Source organism: Anaeromicrobium sp. (assembly GCF_025210435.1).
GTDB lineage: Bacteria > Bacillota > Clostridia > Peptostreptococcales > Thermotaleaceae > Anaeromicrobium.
In genome coordinates this window covers 71,210-93,847 of record NZ_JAOART010000094.1, presented here as the reverse complement: position 1 = coordinate 93,847, position 22,638 = coordinate 71,210, and the positions used below count along the sequence as shown (strand labels likewise).

The 22,638-nt window shown below is 31.3% G+C and carries 8 protein-coding genes and 2 riboswitches; all 8 genes read left to right on the top strand.

Translation table 11 applies throughout. The annotated features are described in order from the left end of the window. The first annotated feature begins 175 nt into the window (after positions 1 to 175). Positions 176 to 360, top strand: a riboswitch (cobalamin riboswitch). Between the two features lie 211 nt (positions 361 to 571). The 8 genes from N4A57_RS11695 to lspA all read left to right on the top strand — a co-directional run bounded on the left by N4A57_RS11695 (position 572) and on the right by lspA (position 22,636). Continuing rightward, positions 572 to 6,046, top strand: a complete 5,475-nt coding sequence (locus N4A57_RS11695; RefSeq protein WP_293658176.1) for an S-layer homology domain-containing protein — start codon at positions 572 to 574, stop codon at positions 6,044 to 6,046. A 258-nt stretch (positions 6,047 to 6,304) separates the two neighbouring features. Then, positions 6,305 to 6,490, top strand: a riboswitch (cobalamin riboswitch). A gap of 256 nt (positions 6,491 to 6,746) precedes the next feature. Continuing rightward, positions 6,747 to 14,963 carry an Ig-like domain-containing protein gene (locus tag N4A57_RS11690; protein WP_293658175.1) on the top strand — a complete coding sequence of 2,739 codons (8,217 nt, stop codon included), beginning with the start codon at positions 6,747 to 6,749 and terminating at the stop codon, positions 14,961 to 14,963. 13 nt (positions 14,964 to 14,976) lie between these two features. Further along, a complete protein-coding gene (locus N4A57_RS11685; RefSeq protein WP_293658174.1) occupies positions 14,977 to 16,584 on the top strand; it encodes a lectin like domain-containing protein in 1,608 nt (535 codons plus the stop codon). A gap of 16 nt (positions 16,585 to 16,600) precedes the next feature. Beyond that, positions 16,601 to 18,325 carry an Ig-like domain-containing protein gene (locus N4A57_RS11680; protein WP_293658173.1) on the top strand — a complete coding sequence of 575 codons (1,725 nt, stop codon included), beginning with the start codon at positions 16,601 to 16,603 and terminating at the stop codon, positions 18,323 to 18,325. A gap of 76 nt (positions 18,326 to 18,401) precedes the next feature. Beyond that, positions 18,402 to 20,798, top strand: coding sequence for an S-layer homology domain-containing protein (locus N4A57_RS11675; protein WP_293658172.1), 2,397 nt, complete (start codon positions 18,402 to 18,404; stop codon positions 20,796 to 20,798). A gap of 404 nt (positions 20,799 to 21,202) precedes the next feature. Beyond that, entirely contained in the window at positions 21,203 to 21,481 is a 279-nt protein-coding gene (locus N4A57_RS11670) for a DUF5665 domain-containing protein (protein WP_293658171.1), read from the top strand. Between the two features lie 10 nt (positions 21,482 to 21,491). After that, positions 21,492 to 22,109 carry a TraR/DksA C4-type zinc finger protein gene (locus N4A57_RS11665; RefSeq protein ID WP_293658170.1) on the top strand — a complete coding sequence of 206 codons (618 nt, stop codon included), beginning with the start codon at positions 21,492 to 21,494 and terminating at the stop codon, positions 22,107 to 22,109. 89 nt (positions 22,110 to 22,198) lie between these two features. Next, positions 22,199 to 22,636, top strand: a complete 438-nt coding sequence (gene lspA, locus N4A57_RS11660) for a signal peptidase II (RefSeq protein WP_293658169.1) — start codon at positions 22,199 to 22,201, stop codon at positions 22,634 to 22,636. Positions 22,637 to 22,638: the final 2 nt, after the last annotated feature.

Below are 22,638 nucleotides of genomic sequence, written 5' to 3'. Positions count from 1 at the left end.
TTGGCTTAAAATATATTGTTCAAAACTCGTAATGCGGATGGAAGAAGAACATCGGAAAGCCGTATGAGGGAGAACCTCACGTACGGTTTGATGAGGAGATGGTGGAAGAGAATAAATCAAATCCACCATTTTACTCTACAAGTGAAAATTAGACATAGGACTATGGGTTTACAATTTCATAATAAGCTATTTAGGATATTTGATTTAAATCAAATATGAAAAGGGAATGGAGTTAAAATCTCCAACGGTCCGGCCACTGTAAATGAGGAGTGACCTTTCAATATGCCACTAGGAAACTGGGAAGGTGAAAGGAAGTAATGATTCATAAGTCAGGAGACCTACCTAAATTGTTGCACATAAATTCTTCTTGGGTTAAGGAAAGTGTAGTTTAAATGATTACTTTATAAATAAATTATAAATGTTTTTATGAAAAACAAACTAAAACCTTGATTTCAATGAGAAGACAAGGTTTTTTCGATTTTTTAACAAATAAAAGGGGGTGGGTAAATAGATAAAAATGGTATTAGAGGAATACTATAATGAAATAGACACAAAAGAGAGGAGACTTTATATGAATACGAAATGGAATAAGCTTTTATCTTTACTTATTATTTTTACAATGTTATTTACTACAGTAGGATTTGGTTCATTTGGACCAATTACTGTAAATGCAGAAGAAACTGTAGGTAATTCTGTATATGGTAAGTCTGAGAGTGAATCATCAGATAAATATTTATTAGAAGAAAAAGAAGAAGTTGTAAGTGAAGCTGTATACAGCTGTCAAACTAAATTAATAGAATTTATGCCTGCACCAGGTCAATATGCGTATAGTGGTGGGTATGGAAGTATTAAAAAAGCAAAGGAAATTCTAAAAAATATAGAAACAGATAGTTATAGTACTAAAATGGTTTCTTTAGGTGCCTTAGGAGGATATGTAGTATACGGATTTGATCATACCATAAAAAATGATCAAAAGAATCCATATGGGGTAGATTTTAATGTATTGGGAAATGCTTTCTTTGGATATGGTGAACCAGGAGCAATAGCAGTCATGAAAGATGAAAATGGCAATGGGAAAGCAGATGATACTTGGTATGATATAGCAGGTTCTGCCTATTATGACAAAGATACCATTAAAGATTATGAAATAACTTATTATAATGATACTCAAGTAAAATGGGAGGATAATCAAGGAGCAAGTGGTAAAGCACCTGATAAAATACATTATCCAAAAGGTGAGGATTTTTCATTTATTCCACAAGAAAAATATACTGTTAAATGTATAAAGATAAATGACAAAAATCCTGCATATGGATATGCTGATGTAAAGGGAATAAAAGGTGGACTTTCCGATTATACGAAAAATCCAGATAATCCATATACACCAGAAGTAGAGGGTTATGGTGGTGGATCTATTGATATTGACTGGGCAGTAGATGAAGATGGAAAGCATATCAATTTAGATGGAATAGATTTTGTAAAGATTTCTACAGCATATAGAGAGTTAAATGGAACTTTCGGTGAATTATCAACAGAAGTTAGAGGAATAGTAGATATTGCACCAGAGAATTCATCAGGAGTAAAATCTGTAAAGGTGAAAGATGTAGAAGTAATTGTGGGAGAAAAACTACCTACAGAAGTTATTTTGATTCAGTCAAACGGAGCTGAAGTAAAAAAATCAGCTCAGTGGGGATCTAAAGCTAGTACTAAAGAAAAGGGTATATATATTGAGCAAGTAACTGTTGACAAGCAGACTTATTATACTACTTTAAAAGTAAAAGAAGAATCAGGATCACAAGAAAGTGTTACAGGTATTGAATTAGAACAAAAAAGTTTAGAACTTTATGTTGGAAGAGAAGCTAAATTAAGTGGAAAAGTAAAACCAGCAAATGCAACAAATAGAAAGCTAATATGGAAATCAAATAAAAACAATATTGCAACAGTAGATGTTACCGGAACAGTTAGAGGTGTTAGTGAAGGGCAAGCAGTTATTACTGTTGAAACAGAAGATGGAGGCTTTACTGATAGTTGTACCATTAAGGTGTCAAAATTAGATGTGGATGCAATGACTAGTGCTAGCTTGAAGGATTACAAAAAAGCAATGCATGTAGGAGAAAAAACAAAATTAGAAATCAATTATTATCCTGAAAATGCACCAAATAAAAATGTATCTTGGAAGAGTAACAATGAATCAGTAGCAACCATTAAGGATGGATATGTTATAGGTGTTAATCCTGGAGAAGCTACCATTACTATGACAACAGAAGATGGCGGTTTTGTAGATGTATGCAAAATAATAGTAAAAAAACAATTTAAAAGAATAAAACTAAGAATAGAAGGAACAGATAAGACTTTATACGAAAAGGATTTGCCGGTTACAGGTGAAAAGACTGCATTAGACCTATTAGAAACTGGTGTAGGAGAAAAAGCTATAAAAATTGAAGGTGGAATGATAAAATCCATACTAGGGGTAGAGCCTAATTGGGATAAGGATAAAGCCTATTGGGGAATATATATAGCTAAAAATGGAGAAACAAAAGCAGCCTCTGAAGGTGTAACTATTCTTAAGATTCATGATTTAGATGAAGTATTATTCCATGTAATTAAAGGAACAACACTTCCTGTATTAGAATACAAAAACGATGGAAATAATAAAAAAATTATAGTAAAGACAACTATCAAAGATAATATTAAAAATGTAGAAGGGGCAACTCTTGAAATTAATGATAAAACTTATACTACAGATTCTAATGGGGAAGCATATATTGATGTACCTTTAGGAAAATATATAGGAAAGATATATAAAAAAGATAAAGATGGGAAATTTGTTGAATTAATAAGGTGTACACAAAATTTCAACGTGGGAAGTATAAAAATATTAGAAACTTCAGATTTATTTCCAGTAGGAGATACAATAAAGCTTGAGGCAAAGGTATTTGATGGAGCCGAGGAATTAAAAGGAAAATCCATAAAGTGGTATACAAGTAATAAAGAAGTTGCAACAGTAGATGAAAATACAGGAGTAGTTAAGACTATAAAAGAAGGGGTAGTCACAATTACTGCACAAGTTGAAGGGGTTAGTCATTTAAATGAATCTTTACAATTGACTATTCAAAAGAATGTATCTAACAAACAAGTTATAGAGAATACTGTAAATAATTTGAGAAAGTATTATAAAAATCACAAGGAATTTGATATTACAGAAACTTTAAGTTATAGGCATACGAGTAATGAGTTAGTAGAGGATTTAAAAACAATACAAGAAAAACATAAAATAGTAGCTGTTCCAAAAACTGCTTCAGAATATGCGAATGCTATACTTGGTTTAATAGCTTTAGGAGAAAATCCAAGGGATTATAAAGGAAAAGATTTTGTTGATGGATTAGTCCAATTACAAACTAAAGATGGGAAGTTTATATTAGGAAAATATGATGATTATCCAACTGTATCTGCTATTAGTATTATTGCACTAGATAGGGCAAAGGCAGATTATAGAGTAGAAGATGCAGTAAAAGCATTGATGAACTATCAAAATGATGATGGAACTTTTGGACCATATAAGGATATAGACACACTAGCCATGTCTATGAAAGGACTTTATAAGCATAAAGATATAGTAGGTGTAAACAAATGTATCGATAAAGCAGTAGAAAAGCTTTCTAATGAAAAGCAAAATATAATGAATAAAAATGTTAATACCCTTGCAACGGTAATACAGGGACTTGTATCAGTGGGAGAAAATCCATTAGTAAGTAAATGGAGTGTTGGTGGAAAAACAATGTTAAATTCCTTATTTAAGTATAAAAGTGGAGATACTTTCGGAAATGATTTAGCTACAGAACAGGTTTTCGCAGCTTTAGCTGATTTGCATAAGAAAGAGTCCATGTATACGGGAGCTAAAATAAGTAGTGAAGGATATGATAAATTATTTATACCACTAAAAGAGGGGGATATAGATAATAATGGAATAGAAGAAGGAGATAAGGTAACTATTTTCATAGAAGGATATAAAGGGATCATTATATCAGAACAGGAAGTAGAAATTAAAAAAGGTGAAAGCCTATGGGATGTGACAAAGAGAATACTTGATGAAAATGGTAAATCTTACAATGTAAAACCCGATGGATTTGTAGATAGTATAGATGGTCAGAGTACCTTTGATAAAGGTATAAACAGTGGATGGATGATTCATGTGAATGGTAAAAACATACAAACAGGAGTAGACAGTTATAAACTAAAGGGTGGAGAAAATATACACTGGTTTTACACATCAGACTATAAGACAGATTCAAGAAATACAGATAGATCAAAGTATGCAACAGAAGATAAAGTACAAAATCAAATTGATGCAGTAAAAAATATTTTAAATAATAAAAATGCAAGTGAAAAGGATCTTACAAAGGCAATAAAAGATGTATCTTCTAAATTGAATGAAAAGGCACAAAAAATCAATTCAGAAAAGGATGCTAAAGACTTTGTAAAATGTGTGAAAAATATATCCCAAGTAATAAAGAAGGCTATAGATAAAATTAAGACAGAAGAAGGAGCAAAGGATTTAGCAATTGAAAATATAAATGTAGTAAAGACACTAGAAAAAGCCGTTGAGAAATTAAAGAAAGATAGTGATAAAAAGCAGGTTAGTGAAACTATAGTAGAAAATATGGAAATAACCCTTAAAGTAATGGATAAAATCAAGGGTAAAGAAGTAGGTGAAATTGCAGGAGATGTTATTGAATCTGCAAGAAGCCTAATAAAGAAATTAGGAAAAGAAAACTGTAAAGAAATAAAAGAAAAAGCAGTACAGACGGCGCGAAAAGCAGTAGAAAAGGCTAGTAAGCAAAAAATTGAAAAAGATCAATTAAAGGTAGATGAAAAGAAAGTAATTGCAAAAATTGATAGAAATAAGGTAAAAGATTTAGGAAAAATAGCAGTAAATACAATAAAAGATATGAAAGAAAAGCTAAAGAATAATAATATTGAAAGTGATGAAGAATTTGAAAGAAAATTAACAATAGAAGTAGTTGATGCGGGCAAAGAAGAAATAGAAACAAATCTACCTTCAAATATGATGGAAACTTTAAGAGAAAATAGAATTAAAAAATTATCAATTAAAACAGAGGTAGCAGAGTTTAATGTTACACTGAAAACTTTTGGAGACAAAGGAAATGATAAAGAAATATCTCTTAGTGCAAAAAAAATAGATAGAAATGACCTATCTGCCCTTGCAAGATATAAAATCCCAGAAGGTAGTCCAATAGTAGATTTAAATGCAAGAGTTGGACAAGAAAAAGTATCTAAATTTGAAGACCCAATAGAAATTAGGATTCCATATGAAGAAAAAGTAAAAGAGGAAAAAGAAGTAAAGGTATTTTTCTTAAATGACAATGGAATGATAGAAAAAGTTGGAGGAGAATATGACCCTGTAACAAAAACGATAATATTTAAAACAATTCACTTTAGTAAATACTTTGTCAAACAAGTGGATAAATTAACTAAAAAGGTATTTACTGATCTTAAAGACTACCCTTGGGCAAAGGAAGCCATTGAGACTATGGCTTCTGAAGGGGTTATAAATGGTCGTACAGACAAAAAATTTGATCCTGCTGCAAATATTACAAGGGCAGAATTTGCCACATTAGTAACAAAGATGATGGCATATTCTACTGAAAATATGAAGGTACCATTTGAAGATGTAGCTAAAGAGGCTTGGTATTACAATTATGTAGTTGCAGCACATAATAAGGGTCTAATTAGTGGCAGAAGCAACAATATATTTGATCCTAATGGAAATATTACAAGGGAAGAAATGACAGTAATTGTTGCAAAGGTTCTTGAGAAAAAAGAATATACAAAGGAAAGTCTAAATAACCTTAATGTATTTAAAGACACTGAAAGTATATCATTATGGGCAAAGGATTCTGTAAGTCTATGCGTTAAAGAAAATATTATAAGTGGTATGGGAGAAAGTATATTTGCACCAAAAGAAAATGCAAATAGAGCACAAGCCGCAGTGATTCTTTATAAGGTATATGAATTAATTAAATAAGCAAACAGAAAAATTTCTGGGGAAATCCTAGGGATTTTTCTGTTTTTATGAAAAAATTGACATATTATACAGAATCATGTAATATAAAAAGGTCGCAAAAAGTTTAGCATCGTACATGCTTTGATAGAAGCTTAAAAAACTTAATTAGAGTTGAGTAGAGAACTAGAGAAATTATAGATTAAATATATAGTCTATAGACTGACACTCTAAAAAAAGAGTTGGTTTGTAGTTTTTCTATTGTTTAGAAAAGTTAAAAATTAAATAATAATGTATTTAGGTTCTTTGATGCAAATCAAAGATTAAAAGGGAATCGTGTGAAAATCACGAACGGTCCGGCCACTGTAAATGGGGAGTGACCTTTCAATATGCCACTGGGAAACTGGGAAGGTGAAAGGCAAACGTTAATCCATAAGTCAGGAGACCTGCCTAAGTACTTGTGTATAAACCTTCCGAGGAAAGGTAAAATACAAGGCGGTAAAGTATGTAACCGATATCATGTAAGTGATATCTGAGCATATTATAAAAAGGGTCTTGACTTTCAAATGGGAGTTAAGGCTTTTTTATATACTTTAAAATTTATTCAATATAGAAGCAAATAAAAACATAGGAAAGAAAATAGAAAAGGAGGGCATCAATTTACGAAAAAAAGCTAGTAAAGGCAGGATGACAACAAATTTATTTATGTAAGAGGAGGCATACAATGAGAAGAAGGATATTGAGCATGATTATAGCTTTTACCATGTTGGTTAGCATAATGCCAACAGCAGCTTTACATGCTTATGCAAGTCAAAAAAGAGGCATGAACGATCAGGTAGAAAATAATGAGGATACAGTTAGCGATAAGGTGTATACAGTTTCGAATCAAGTATATGATCCGGATGGAAATTTATTTTTAGAAAAGCTACAGCTTATGGAAGAGAAGAAAGTAGTTGTAGAGGATGAAGTGATTAATAAGTTAAAAGAATATTATAATAGCCAGTCAAAGCTAGATTACGATGTGGTTATGGCGTATAGACAGCTAGGAGAAGATACTTCTAGCATGGTGTCAAAATTAAATAAAGTATCTAGTACTAGAGGGTATACAAATTGTATCAAAGGGATTATGGGTGCAATAGCGGTAGATGAAAACCCTAGAGATTTTGAAAAAGTTAATGGACAGAAAGCTGATTTTGTAGGAAGCTTAGCTACAATTCAAAATTCAGACGGAAGTTTTGTATCTTCTACTTCTTATTTGCCATATCATATAGAATGTGTGATTGCCCTGGATATGGCAAATGGAAGCTATAATCAACAAGGAGCCGTAAAATATATTTTAGACAACTTAAAAGATGATGGTAAAAATAAGTATGTATATGGTTGGTCTGTTAAAGATAAGTTAAAAAATACAGCAAGAGCCATGATAGCATTGTCAAAACATAGAGAAATAGCTGGTGTTAATGAAACAATTGAAAAATGTGTCAATTATATTAAAGATTGTCAGAAAGAAAATGTAGGATTTGATAAATATCGACCAGATATACAAGCTATTGCAAATGTCATACAAGGACTTTTAGCAGTTGGAAAAGATCCAGTGTCAAGCGAGTTTAGTAAAGGAGAAGATAATCTTTATACAGAGCTATTAAAAGGGAAATTAGATAATGGAACGTTTAAGGATGTTGCTGGATATGGATATTTTAATAAATATGCAACCATAGCTGCATTTAGGGCATTAGCTGATTTAAAGATAGGAGAATCTATGTACGAAGCATTAAGGGTGCAGGTTGGAGAAATTCCTTCAAAGATTATCCTTGAAAGCAAAGCCAATGAAATGCTAAAAGGGAAAACATTAAAGCTTCAATATAAGGTTGTAGACGACCAAGATCGAATTGTACCAGGGCAAAGGATTGTTTGGACAAGCTCTGATGAAAGTATTGCAACTGTTAACGATGGATTAGTAACAGGGATTAAAGCAGGGCATGTAACCATAACAGCAAGTATTGAAAATGGTTCTATTACTCAAACCATTGCTATAAAAGTAAGTGAAAGAAAGCCAACTACCATTAAATTATATTCAAAGGACAAGGAAGTAAAAGATCAAATATCTATTAAAAAAGATGAAAATATAAATATAACTGGGAAGGTTTTAGATCAAGGGAATGAAGAAATAAATGATGCAAGTATTACTTGGGAAGTAGTAGCTGGTCAAGAGTATATTACCTTAGATCATGGAGAAATCACAGGAAAAGCTGTTGGAACAGCTCAAGTGAAAGCAAAATGTGAAGAGGCAGAAGTTATTTTTCATATAGAAGTTGTAGCTATGAGTGGTATATTCAAAAATGCTTTAGATGAAGTAAAGCCTTATTATAATAACAAAGCTTCATACAATTATATAGAAGCTCTAGGCCTAAGACATGCAGGTAGTATTCAACAAAAAATAAGAATAGAGACGGATTTATCAAGTGCAGAAAATTATGCAAAAAATATTATCGCATTGATTGCAGCAGGATTAGATCCTAGAAATTATAATGGACATGATTATGTACAAGAGCTTGTAGATAAACAGGGGCAATCAGGATACTTTAATATTGGATATAGCTCCTCGGATCCTGAAAATGTTATTTTACCAGTGATTGCTTTAGATATGGCAGGTGCAGAATATAATGTAGCAAAAGCTATGGATATTTTAGAGTTAAAATCAAAAATGCTAGGGAGTGGAAAATGCATCCCCAAAAGCAAAGACTATGGTGCCGTAGAGATAACAGCTTTAGCCATGATTACTATGTCTAAGCATATGGATGAAGATGGAATAAGCGATTTAGTAGATGCTTATATTAGATACTTTAAATATAAGCAAACAGATAACGCAGCATTCACGGCTAAAGATATGTATTATAGAGATAAAGAAAATTGTAAAGCTACAGCTGCTGTAGTTCAAGGACTTATAGCTATAGGACAAGATCCATTAGGTGCAGAATGGATTAAAAATGATAAAACAATATTTGATGCATTGATTTCATTTAGAAAAGATAATGGTTTTAAAGAAACAAAAACAGCATATCGTGTAGATCAAGAAGCAACAGCTTTAGGTTTTGCAGCGCTTTCTGATTTAGTAAAAAATAAGTCTATGTATAAAGAAATCAAGGTAGAATTAGGAACCATTCCTCATAGTATTGAAATCATAGGGGATCAAGATTTCGTAAAAGAAGGACAAAAACTAAAGCTAAAAGCAAAGGTATTAGATGAAAACAATAAATTAGTAGTAGGGAAAAAAATAAAATGGACAAGCTCAGCTACCAATAAGGCAGTAGTAGATGAATCAGGATGGGTTACAGGTCAAGCAATAGATGCAGATACAACAGTTCAAATAACAGCAAAGGTAGATAAAACAGAGATTTCAGCTACAAAAGCTATTGCTGTAAAGGCAAGAGTACCACATACTATCGAGATTACCCTTCCCCTTGGGAAAAAGAATGAATTAAAAGAAGGAACTACTTTAAAGCTTTCTAAAAAAGTACTTGAAGAAGATGGAGAAGAAATAAAAGAGGAAGAGGTTATATGGTCTAGTTCTGATACAAATATTGCTAGTATCAATCAAGAAGGACTTGTTACAGCAAAGGATGTAGTAGAAGATAAACCCATTACGATCAAAGCTATAGTAAAAAATAAGCCGAGTGTAAAAAAAGAAATATCTTTAAAGATTATTGCAGTTATTCCTAAGAAAATGAAAATATTTATAGGAGAAAAGGAAGCTCAAAAAGCCACATTAGAAGTAGGTCAGAAGCTTAGCCTCATGGCAAAGGCGTATGAAGAAGATGATACATGGATGAAGGGACAAGCAATAGAATGGACAAGCTCTTATGAGCATATAGCTAGTATAGACCAAGCAGGACTGATTACAGCAAAGTCAGTAGATAGCGAAAAAAACATTACAATTACTGCAAAAACAAAGGGCTTTGAACTATCAAAGACTTTTGATTTAAAGGTAATCCCTGTACAAACCAATGAACAAAAAGCCCAAAGAGTAATAGATGAGTTAAAGCTTTATTATGAAAAAGATACAAAATATGATTACCTTGAAGCTTTAGCATTAAGGAGAGCTGGAGTAGATGCATCTAGTATTCAAGCCAAATTAGATTTACCTGATGTGAATTTTGAAAAGGGTTATTCAGGAAAAACATCGGATCAATATGCAAAAGCTATTATGGTACTCCTATCAGCAGGATTAGATCCTAAAGCTTATCAAGGTCATGATTATGTAAGCTTTTTAGCAACTTCACAAACAGAAGAAGGACACTTTGATGCTAGAGGTTATAAGTGGTCTTCTGATGATGAGGCAGATTGTATTGCTCATTCTATGATTGCATTAGACATGGTAGGAGCATCTTATAATGAGAATAAAGCAATAGAAGCTTTGAAAAATAAATTTAAAATATCTGTGGATAAAGCATATATAAAAAGAAGTAGTTGGTCAGATACCCCTGATTTAGAAAAAACTGCTTTGGCGGTTATTGCTCTTTCTAATCATAAGGATATAAATGGTGTAGATGATATTATCAACAAAGTAAAAGCATATCTAAAAGAACAGTATAATGGTTGGGATGAGGACACAAATTGTCAAGAGATTGGACAAACGATTCAAACAATTACAGCAATAGGTGAAAATCCCTTATCTCAAGAATATATAAAAACAGATGCAGCAGGAAATAAAACAACCATGCTAGATGCACTTTTAAAGCTAAAGGAAGAGAATGGCTTTAAAAAGGGACGAGGGTCTTTAAGTAAAGAAAAAGCAACAGCATTTGCTTTTGCAGCTCTTACCGATATTAAAATGGGTAAATCTATGTACAAACCAACAAAGACGCAAGGAGCAGCTACAGAAGTAGTGATTCATGCAGAAAATGATCAAAAAGAATTAAAGGTAGGGCATACCTTATCCTTAACAGCAAAAGTTTTTGACAAGGATCATAATTTTATACCAGATCAAGAGCTTGTTTGGTCTGTAGATCAGCCAGCTATTGGGACAATCAATGAAAAAACAGGAGAGCTTACAGCTATAGGTGCAGGAACTGTTGTGGTTACAGCTATGCTAAAAGACAATAATGCTGTGAAAAATACTATGAGTATAAAGGTTATTCCTGCTGTACCTAATATAGTTCAAGTAACGGTAGAACAGAATATTGATACGATACAAACAGGAAAAAAAGTAAAAATCAATGCAAAGGTACTTGATAGAGATGGAGAAGTGATTCAAAAGCCATCCATAACATGGGCTATAGAACCAACAGGCTCTGCAACAATAGATGAAAACAATATTTTGACAGGAGTAAAGGCAGGAAAGATAACAATAAAAGCAACTGTTAGTAAAGAAGTTGGTAACGTAGAAGGAAGTATTGCCTTAGAGATTACTCAAGGAAAAACAAAAGAAGAAAAGCTAAATGATGGGATCAATTTTGCCAAAGAATATTTAGTCACAAAAGATGAATATGCGTATATCCATTCTATGGCACTTAGAAGTATTCAGGTAAATATAGAGGATATAGCTTCTAAGCTTAATATTTATGATCTAGACAATCTAGATTGCCAAGGAAGAAATACAATCAATCTTATAGCAGCTTGTGAAAATCCAAAGGAATATAGAGGAAAAAATTATATTGAAAAAATAATTAACGCACAACCTAAATTTTATGACAATCCAGAAACTGAGTGGGTAGCAAAAGCGATTATCGCATTAGATATGGCACAGGAAAAATACGATGAAACAGCTGCTATTACTGCTTTGATAAATAAATTAAAAAGAGATTCAGGGAAAATATATGCTATAACAAAAGATGAAGAAAAAGAAGATATAGAGGGAACACAATGGGTGCTCATAGCTCTTTCAAAGCACCAAAAAGTAACGGGTGTTGTGGATGCCATTAATGGGATGAAAAAGTATTTAAAAGAAAAACAAGATGAAAATGCTTTTATAGAAAGTTGTATGAATACATCCTTGACGATTCAAGGGATTATAGCTCTTGGAGAAGACCCACTTTCAGGAGAATGGGTAAAATATGATTCATACGGAAATGAAATTACATTGCTAGATGCTCTGTTAAAATGCAAAGGAAAAAAAGGGTTTAAATCGGATCAGTCAGAAGGTATTGGTGGTTATGATCATACTGCATACGCAATTTGTGCTTTAGCAGATTTAAAAAATAATACATCTATGTATCATGAAATAAAATACGTAAAAGCAGGAGCACCTGCAAGAATAGAAATCACCAACCAAGAGCCTATAGAAGTAGTAGCAGGAGATACAGTTCAGATTAAAACGACTATATACGATGAAGACAATCATATAGTAAAAAATCAAAGTCTTGTATGGGAAAGTAGTGACTTAGAAAAAGCTAAAGTGGAAAATGGATTGGTGAAGACTTTAGAAGAAGGCACAGTAAAAATAAAAGTATATTTGAAAAATGATAAAGACATATACGATGAAATTACTATAAAGGTTAAGTCTGGCATTTCTGATGAAATTTTAAAAGAAAAATTAAAAACTCAAATAGAATTTTTAAAAACTCATTATGAAAGTTATAATTCATATGAATTTTTAGCATCACCTGCAGCTGTGGCTTTAGGAATGAATAAAGAAGATGTGAAAGCCCGTATATTAAGATATTCACATCAAACTACAGCGGTTCATTATACAAAAATGATTATTGCATTAATTGGTTCTGGAATCGATCCAAGGAAGGATATATTTAAAGGTCAAACAAAAAATTATGTGGATATTGTAAGAGCACATCAAATGAAAGAAGGGTCATATAAAGGTCAATTTATTATAAGTGACAGTGATAAAAATAACATTGAATCACTATCCTATGCAATTATTGCCCTTGATATGGCGGATGCATCATATGATAAAGAAAGTGCAGTAAAAGCATTAATAAAATTAATTGAGACACCATATAAGAAAAAGAATATGCCAGGATATGATGAAGTGAAATCGGAAGCAGTAGCTTTAACAGCTTTTGCAAATCATAAGAATATACAAGGGGTCAATGAAAAAATAAATGAGATTATAGCTTATTTAAAGAACAAACAAAATGATGATGGCGGTTTTGAATTAGGTGGAGGATATTTTAAAAACAGTCCAATTGCCACAGGAACGGTTATTCAAGCTCTTGTTGCCAATGGTGTAAACCCTCTTTATTCAAAAGAATGGATAAAAAATAGAAAAACTGTTTTAGATAGCATACTAAAAAGTAAATATATCGGTGAGAATGAAAAAGCTTTTGCTAAGTCTGAAGGAGGAGGGTTTGACTATACGGCCACTTATCATGCCTTTGCAGCTTTTGCTGATATGTATTCCAATGAATCCATGTTTGAAAAACTGGCAATCAAATATGAGGGAAATACGAATATAGGAGATATGTCAAAAATTTTAATACTAAAGCCAGAAATGAACAAGTTATTGATAGGACAATCACTTAAACTGCAAGTAGCTGTATTTGATAACCAATATAATTGGATAGAAAAGCCTTCTATCATATGGACATCTTCTGATGAAACTATAGGAAGTGTGGAAGCTGGACTGATTACAACTAAAAAGGCAGGAGAAGTAATTATTACAGCTACTATTAAAGATACGGATATTAAAGCCAGTACAAAAATCACTATAGAAGATTCAGAAATTAAAAATATAGAAATTAAGTGCAATAAAGATAAAATTAGAGTGGGAGATTTACTAGAATTAAAAGCCCAAGGTTTTAATAAAATAAATAATCCAATTGAAGGGTTAATCTTTAATTGGGAAGTGGACCATGAGAGTGTTGCAAAGGTACATAAGGAAGAAGGGAAAACCTACCTTCAACCTCTATCTAAAGGAAAGGTAGTTTTAAAAGCAACATTAAAAGACAATCCCAATATGAAACATGAGATAGCACTAGAGGTTATAGAGAAAAAATCAGTGAAAGTAAAGGTAAGGGTAGAAGGAAGTAAAAATAACATTATACCAGAGATTGAGTTAGAAGTAGATAACTTTGATATGGGTATATATGGAGATGGAAGATGCCTTGTAAAAGAAAATCCAACAGCTATGAATGCATTGATTGCAGCACTACAAAAAAATAACATAGACTGTACGGACAAAGAAAAATTTGATGCAGGAAGTGAATTATCAAGGCTAAAAAATATCAATGGATTAAAGGAATTTGGTGCAGGAGCAAATAGTGGTTGGATGTATTATCTAAATGATCATTATGTAAATGATTATTTTATTAATACCGCAATTAATGATGGTGATCATATCTGTGTATATTATGTAGAAGACTATGAAAATTTTACATATTCCTACTTTGATAAAAATGAAATCATTGTTAAACCAAATGAGAATTTTACATTGCAACTAAAAGGTAGATCAAGTTCTGGTTCCGATACAAATATAGAAAAAGCAAGTATTGAGTATAAAGAAGTAAATGAAAAAGTATTTAAAAAAGATTTAAATAAAATGACAAATGCTGAAGGAAAGGTCACTCTAAATTTTGAAAAAGAAGGAGAATATGTCATAAGTGCCACAAGAAGCAAAGAAGGAGTTATCAATATTAGTAGACCCTATTGTAAGGTAAAGGTCACTAATAATATAGCCAGTAATTTATTTGAAATGAATATACTAAATGATAATGATTTGTCAAAGGGAGAAGAAACAAGATTACAAATTCAAGTGAAAAATAAAACAGAACAATCTAGCAATATGCTTTGTAAAATTCAATTATGTGATGAAAACAATAAAGTATTAAAAACAGCTAGTGCACAAAGGATTTTAGAAGGTAAGGAATTGATAATTTTATCTCCAGGATTTGCAGTACCTAAAGATGGAGCATATAAGATTAAAATATTCTTATCAAGTAGAGAAGAAATAGATTTATTCAAACCAACTCGTATTATTAATATAGACTAAAGGGGAGAATCGTATGAAAATCAGAAAAAGAGGTAGGTGCTCTAGTATTGTATTAAGCTTCGTTTTGCTTATGACAGCTCCACTAAACATAGCTTATGCAGATAAATCCTTACCAATAAAATATGATTTAAGAAAAGAAAATAGAGTAACAGAAGTTAAAGATCAAGGAAAGATTAATGGATGTTGGGCTTTTGCAGCCCTTTCTTCCCTTGAATCTAGTATAAAGACTAGGGAAAATAAAAATGTAGATTTTTCAGAAAATAATATGCTAACTCACCATGGATTTGATTTAAAATCCACAGATGGAGGAAATATATATATGGCAACGGCTTATTTAGCTAGCCACAAAGGCCCAGTACTAGAAAAAAAAGATCCCTATCCATCCTATGGAAATCCCATAAATAGAGGAATAATGAAAGCCGATTATCATGTTCAAGATGTAATATTTATACCTAAAAGAAGTGATTTTAAAGATAATCATAAGATTAAAAAGGCTGTTATGGATTATGGTGGAGTGTATACTAATTTAAAATGGGATGATGCCCATTACAGCTCCGAGAAAAAATCCTATAATAACAATACTTTAAGAGGTTACGATCATACAGTGGCTATTGTAGGATGGGACGATGATTATTCAAAAGACAATTTTAAAAACAAGGATCATATTGGAAATGGAGCTTTCATTTGCAAGAACAGTTGGGGTAATCAATGGGCAGAAAATGGATATTTTTATATTTCTTATTATGACTTCAATATGGGAAAGACGGAAAATGGAGTGTTTTTAAGTAATGAGCATCAAGAGTATGATAATATCTATCAATATGATGAACTAGGACAAACAAATGAATATGGATTTTCATTGGATACGGCTTGGTTTTCTAATGTTTTTCAATGTGAGGGAAATGAAAAATTAAGTGGAGTAAGTTTTTATACAACTGGAGAAGATTCAACTTATGAAATATGGATTTCTAGGGATTTTAATAATATAGATTCATTTAAAAATAAGGAAAAAGTAAAGAGTGGAAAAATTCATCACATGGGATATCATACGGTAGAGTTAGATGAAATTGATTTAAATCCAAAGGAAAAATTTGCTGTCATGGTAAAGATAACTACAAGAGGAAGTAAAAATCCTGTTGCCATTGAAAGTCCAAAGGGAAAGTATGCAAGTAAAGCAAAGGCAAAGAAAAACCAAAGTTTTATTAGTAGTAATGGAGAACAATGGACAGATTTAACTAAGTATGAACAAAATACTAATGTTTGTTTAAAGGCATTTACAAAGAGTGAAAAAATAATTCTAAAAGAAAATGATTTAAAAATAGAGCAGATAGAAAAACAAAACTTTTCCAATGGAGAAGAGGCTTTTGTAAAAGTAAACATAAAAAATGAAGGAAGCAAAGGACAAAAGATTGCCCTAATGGTTGGTTTATATGATGAAAACAATAAAATGATAAATCACAGCTATATGAATGAAGAAATAAAACCAACAAAAGAAATAAAATTATCCGCTTCTGTATTAGTACCAGAGACAGGTAAATATACAGTAAGAGGATTTGTATGGGATGATTCAGATAATGGTATTTCTTATATGAAAGATCCTATAGAGTTGAATATACAGTAGAGGAGATTAGAATATTATGAAAAGAAAAATAGGTAGTATTTTATTATCGCTGTTATTCGTATTATCCTTTACATTGACTTCCTTTGCACAAATTGATTTCAAGATTAATGTAAATGAAGGAAATATAAAAATCAATGGAACAACAGATTGTAACAAAGAACCTGTTGTGGTACAAATAAACGATGGGAAGAAAAAAGTTTATTTTGATCAAGGATTAACAGATGATAATGGCAATTTTAAATTCCAAACCCAGTTAGAATCAAATAAAGATTATAATGGATATTTTTTAACAGAGGGAGAAAAACAAAATTTCATATTAAAGACGGAAAAAGAAGAAGGACCAATTATAGAAGAAAAGACGAATGAAGAAAAGATTAAAGAGGCAATAAATGAATTAAGAAGTTATTATTCTAAAGATGATGAATTTACATTTAGAGAAGCAATAGGATATAGATATGCAAGTAAGAATGAAAAAGATATAGATATAATAAAGAAAAAATATAAAATAACACAAATGGCTGAAGAAGATATGAAAGCCAGCGATTATGCAGGAAACATTATAGGATTGATTGGAGCAAAAGAAAATCCAAGAGATTATAAGGGCAAAAATTATGTAAAAGTATTAGCAGATTCTCAAGATGAACAAGGTAAGTTTATTCTTCATCAAGGGGATGATAGTGCAACAACAGTTGCCTTTAGTATATTAGCACTAGATATGGCAGATGCAGACTATGATGTGAATAAAGCAACAAAAGCATTAAGGAGTTACCAGAAGGAAAATGGTAGCTTTGGAGATATGGATTACACAGCCATGTCCATTATGGCACTTGGCAAACATAGAGAAATACAAGGTGTAAATGATTCCATTAATGATGGAGTTGAATATATTAAAAATACATTGAGTGGAAAAGAAAATGCGTGTACAATTTCTGCTGTGATACAAGGACTTGTAGCAGTAGGAATAGATCCTTTATCTAAGGAGTATGAAAAAAATGAAAAAAATATATTAGATAGATTACTTGATTTCAAAGAAGATAATGGATTTGGAGATGAAAAATCAACAGAACAAGCATTTATGGCATTAGCAGATCTATACAAAGGAAGATCCATGTATAATGCCCTTAGAATCGAGTATGTAGATCCAATAAAGGCAAGTAAAATTCAAATACAAGAATTAGCAAGTAAAATAATCAAAGAAAATACAATGATAGATCTTTCAGCTAAAGTTTTTGATAAAAATAATAAAGAGATTATGACACAGGGTATACTTTGGGAAAGTTCAGATGAAAATATTGCCAGTATCGATACAGATGGAGGCGTCATAGGAAAGAAAGCTGGAAAGGTTATGATTACAGCAAAAGTAGTAGGTAATGAAAGTGTACAAGATACAATTGAGTTAAATATAGAACAAATGCTTATGAAGAATTTTGAAATACAGAAGATGAAAGAACAAGTCTTTAAGAATGGAGATACAGCAAAAGTCATTGTAAGAGTGAAAAACATAAGTGGAGAAATGAAAAAAGCAACATTAATTCTGGCTTTATACAATAAAACGAATGGTAAGATGATCAATTATAAGGCTGTAGAGGAAGAACTTAAAGCAGGAGAAAATAGGGATATAAGTGAGAGTTTACATATTCCAGTGGATGGAACCTATGAGTTAAAAGCTTTTGTATGGGATACTTTAGAGAAACAAAATGTTCTCTTAAAAGATCCTGTTAGTGCAAAGGTTAGAAAATAGTAATATACAGCTTCTCTGATTTAATAGAGAAGCTGTCAAATTCGAATATAACATTTAATTTAAAAGGAGGGACACTATGAAAAAAGTACTATTGGCAATTTTGCTTGTTATTGCAATGACAATACCTTCTTTTGCACAAATAGAAATAAAAAGTACAGTTGAAGGAGAATCTGTTACAATAGATGGAATGTGTAATTATAAAGAAGTACCTGTTTCAATACAAGTGTTTAATAGCGATAAAGTTAGTTATATCAATCAAGGAAATACAGATAAAGATGGAAAATTTAGGGTTTCTTTTTCGTTAAATCAAGGAGCAGAATATAAGGGAACTATTAATATTAATGAAGAGAAAGAAGAATTTTCTCTAGTTATTAAGAATAAAGAAGTAGACCCTATAGGTCCTGAAAATAAACCAACTGTTACTATTACAATAGAAGGATACAAAGGAACTATATTATCAGATAAAGTAATAGAAATAAAGGAGGGCGATAATTTATATGCTGTCACAAAGAGAGCTGTTGGTGGTAAAATCCATAAGAAACCAGATGGTTTTGTAGATAGTATATATGGACAAGGAACACGGGATAAAGGGCCGTACAGCGGTTGGATGGTTCATGTTAATAATAAGCAAATTGGCACGGCAGCAGAAAATTATGATTTAAAAGGTGGAGAAAGAATATACTGGTTCTACACATTAGACTATAGGACAGATAAGAGAAATAAACATAAAGCAAATGTTGGAATAAAAGATGAAGTACAAAATCAAATTGATGTAGCAAAAAATATTTTAGATAATAAAAATGCAAATGAAAAGGATATTGCAAAGGCAATAAAAGATGTATCTTCTAAATTGAATGAAAAGGCACAAAAGGTCAATTCAGAAAAGGATGCTAAAGATTTTGTAAAAGATGTGAAAAATATGTCACAAGTAATGAAGAAGGCTGTAGATAAAATTAAGACAGAAAAAGGTGCAAAGGATTTAGCAAGTGAAAATATAAATGTAGTGAAGACATTAATAAAATCTGCTGAGAAATTAAAGAAAGATAGTGATAAAAAACAGCTTAGTGAGGCAGTAGTAGAAAATATGGAAATAACCCTTAAAGCAATGGATAAAATCAAGGGTAAAGACGTAAGTAAAGTTGCAGGAGATGTTATTGAATCTGCAGGAAGCCTAATAAACAAATTAGGGAAAGAAAATGCTAAAGAAATAAAAGAAAAAGCAGTACAGACGGCGCAAAAAGCAGTAGAAAAGGCTAGTACGCAAAAAATTGAAAAAGATCAATTAAAGATAGCTGAAAAGAAAGTAATTGCAAAAATTGATGGAAATAAGGTGAAAGATTTAGGAAAGGCAGCAGTAAATACAGTAAAAGATATGAAAGAAAAACTAAAGAATAACAATATTGAAAGCCCTAAAGAATTTGAAGCAAAATTAACAATAGAAGTAGTTAATATGGGAAAAGAAGAAATAGAAACAAATCTACCTTCAAATGTGATGGAAACTTTAAGAGAAAATGGAATTAAAAAAGTAACCATTAAAACAGAGGTAGCAGAATTTAATGTAACAGAGAAAACTTTTGGAGACAAAGGAATGGATAAAGAAATATCTCTTAGTGCAAAAAAAATAGATAGAAATGACCTATCTGCCCTTGCAAGGTACAAAGTTCCAAAGGGTAGTCCAATAGTAGATTTAAATGCAAGAGTTGGACAAAAAAAAGTATCTAATTTTGAAGAACCAATAGAAATTAGGATTCCATATGAAGAAAAAGTAGAAGAGGAAAAGGAAGTAAAGGTATTCTTCTTAAATGATAATGGTAAGATAGAAGAAGTTGGAGGAAAATATGACTCTGTAACAAAAACGATAAGATTTAGAACAAGTCACTTTAGTAAATACTTTGCTAAACAAGTAGATAAATTAACTAAAAAGGTATTTACTGACCTTAAAGGCTACCCTTGGGCAAAGGAAGCCATTGAGACTATGGCATCTGAAGGGGTTATAAATGGTCGTACAGACAAAAGGTTTGATCCTGCTGCAAATATTACAAGGGCAGAATTTGCCACATTAGTTACTAAGATGATGGCATATTCTACTGAAAATATGAATGTACCATTTGAAGATGTAGCTAAAGAAGCTTGGTACTATAATTATGTAGGTGCAGCATATAAACATGGTTTAATCAATGGTAGAAGTGAAATCTCATTTGATCCAAATGGAAAGATTACAAGACAAGAAATGGCAGTAATTGTTGCAAAAGTCCTTGAGAAAAAAGGATATAAAAGGGTAAGTTTAGATAAACTAAGTATATTTAAAGATATTGAAAGTGTATCACCATGGGCAAAGGACTCTGTAAGCCTATGTGCAAAAGAAAAAATCATAAGTGGTATGGGAGATGGATTGTTTGCTCCAAAGGAAAATGCAAATAGAGCTCAAGCTGCTGTAATACTTTACAAATTACATAATTTGGTTGTAAAATAAAGAAAGATGAAAACTGCTAATGACTATTAGCAGTTTTTATTTTAATAGTTAATTTTCTCTGATTTATTTTTTATAAACCAGTTTTATGTGTGCCTATTTCAGAAAAATATATTGAAAATCTTTTCCACCCAAGTCCTTGTCACAAGGGAAAGTGTGAATCTTCGTAGATAGGTTCATGAGTCATGTTCAAGTATCATAGGATGTTGTGACGTTCCTCAATCCCAAAAATTTTCAATATATTTTCCCTTATAGGAAAGTTACTATATAAAACAATTTTAAAACCACAAAATCTATACCTAAATGAAAATAGAATAAATAATAAAATCTAAAATATTAACTTGAAAAATTATAAAAATAAGCTAAATGGAAATAATAAAATAGTAGAATATGTTAGGAGAACTTTTATGAAAGATGAACTTTTGGCCGAAATTAATGAAAAGGTCTCAAAGCTATCTAATGATATGGAAAAGGCTAAAATTGGAAAATATGTTGAAATGATGGAAAATCCTAGGCGAATTTTGTATATAAATTTTATGATTGGCTTGGCAAGGGGACTTGGAACAGCCATAGGATTGACAGTTTTAGCAGCTCTAACCCTCTATATCTTGTATCAATTTGTGGATTTGCCATTGATAGGAAGTTACATAGCTAAGTTGATAGAAATAATAGAAAATTATAAATAAGGAGATAAAAATGGACAGAGATAAATTATCTTATTTTAAGAAGAAACTCATAAAAGAAAGGGAAAATGCTATAAATACTGTAGAATTGTCTAATAAAAATGAAAACAATGAGGGCCTAAAGGATTATAATTATGAATTATCATCCTATGACAATCATCCTGCAGATATGGGTACAGAAACCTTTCAAATGGAAATGAATATGTGTTTAAAAGATGATGAAAAGCTATATATAAGGGATATTAATAATGCACTAGAAAGAATAGAAAAGGGCACTTATGGAACTTGTTTTATGTGTAATAAACCGATTGAAAAAGAAAGATTAGAATTTATGCCAACGGCTATAAATTGTATAAATTGTGAAAAGGAAGAAGGGTTAGAACTTAATGAAATTTTGCAAACTCGCCCTGTGGAAGAGGATGTATTAGGAGTACCCTTTGGTGAAAGTTCTTTAGAAAAGGCTAACATTAATGGCTTTGATGGAGAAGATGCCCTTCAAGAAGTTAATAGAAACAACCGGACTAAGCATGAATCCCTAGATTGGTATGATAATAATTATGATAGGACTATATCTGGAGTAGTTGAAGAAGTAGATAAAATAAGTGAATCCTACTATGAAGAGCAAAAGTGAAGCCTGTGCTTCACTTTTTTATTTGAATATGCCTAAAACAGTTGAAATTGTGATATAATCAGAGAGATGGCATTTTAAGGAGGTAGCTTATGAACTATATAATTATAATAGGAATAATTTTAATAGACCAGTTTACTAAATATTTAACTCAAGCCAATATGAGTGTAAATGAGACCATACCGATTATCAATAATATATTTCATCTAACCTATGTACAAAATCCAGGTGCAGCCTTTGGAATACTTAGAAATCAGAAATGGTTTTTTGTAGTAGTAACTATTGTAGTTTTAGGTGGAGTGTTTATATATTCTGTAAAACACAAGAATATGCATAAGATTATGAATGTAAGTTTAAGTTTAATAGTAGCTGGAGCTATAGGAAATTTCATAGATAGGGTAAGGTTAGATTATGTAATTGATTTTTTTGACTTTAGAATATGGCCCGTATTTAATATAGCAGATATTAGTATAGTAGTGGGAGCCATATTATTATCCTATTATTTAATAAAGTATGATGAAGAACATTAGAA

Bases quoted from the DNA above. Each gene is read 5' to 3' on its own strand.
- lspA (WP_293658169.1), top strand. From the start codon at position 22,199: ATGAACTATATAATTATAATAGGAATAATTTTAATAGACCAGTTTACT.
- N4A57_RS11670 (WP_293658171.1), top strand. From the start codon at position 21,203: ATGAAAGATGAACTTTTGGCCGAAATTAATGAAAAGGTCTCAAAGCTA.
- N4A57_RS11665 (WP_293658170.1), top strand. From the start codon at position 21,492: ATGGACAGAGATAAATTATCTTATTTTAAGAAGAAACTCATAAAAGAA.
- N4A57_RS11695 (WP_293658176.1), top strand. From the start codon at position 572: ATGAATACGAAATGGAATAAGCTTTTATCTTTACTTATTATTTTTACA.
- N4A57_RS11675 (WP_293658172.1), top strand. From the start codon at position 18,402: ATGAAAAAAGTACTATTGGCAATTTTGCTTGTTATTGCAATGACAATA.
- N4A57_RS11685 (WP_293658174.1), top strand. From the start codon at position 14,977: ATGAAAATCAGAAAAAGAGGTAGGTGCTCTAGTATTGTATTAAGCTTC.
- N4A57_RS11680 (WP_293658173.1), top strand. From the start codon at position 16,601: ATGAAAAGAAAAATAGGTAGTATTTTATTATCGCTGTTATTCGTATTA.
- N4A57_RS11690 (WP_293658175.1), top strand. From the start codon at position 6,747: ATGAGAAGAAGGATATTGAGCATGATTATAGCTTTTACCATGTTGGTT.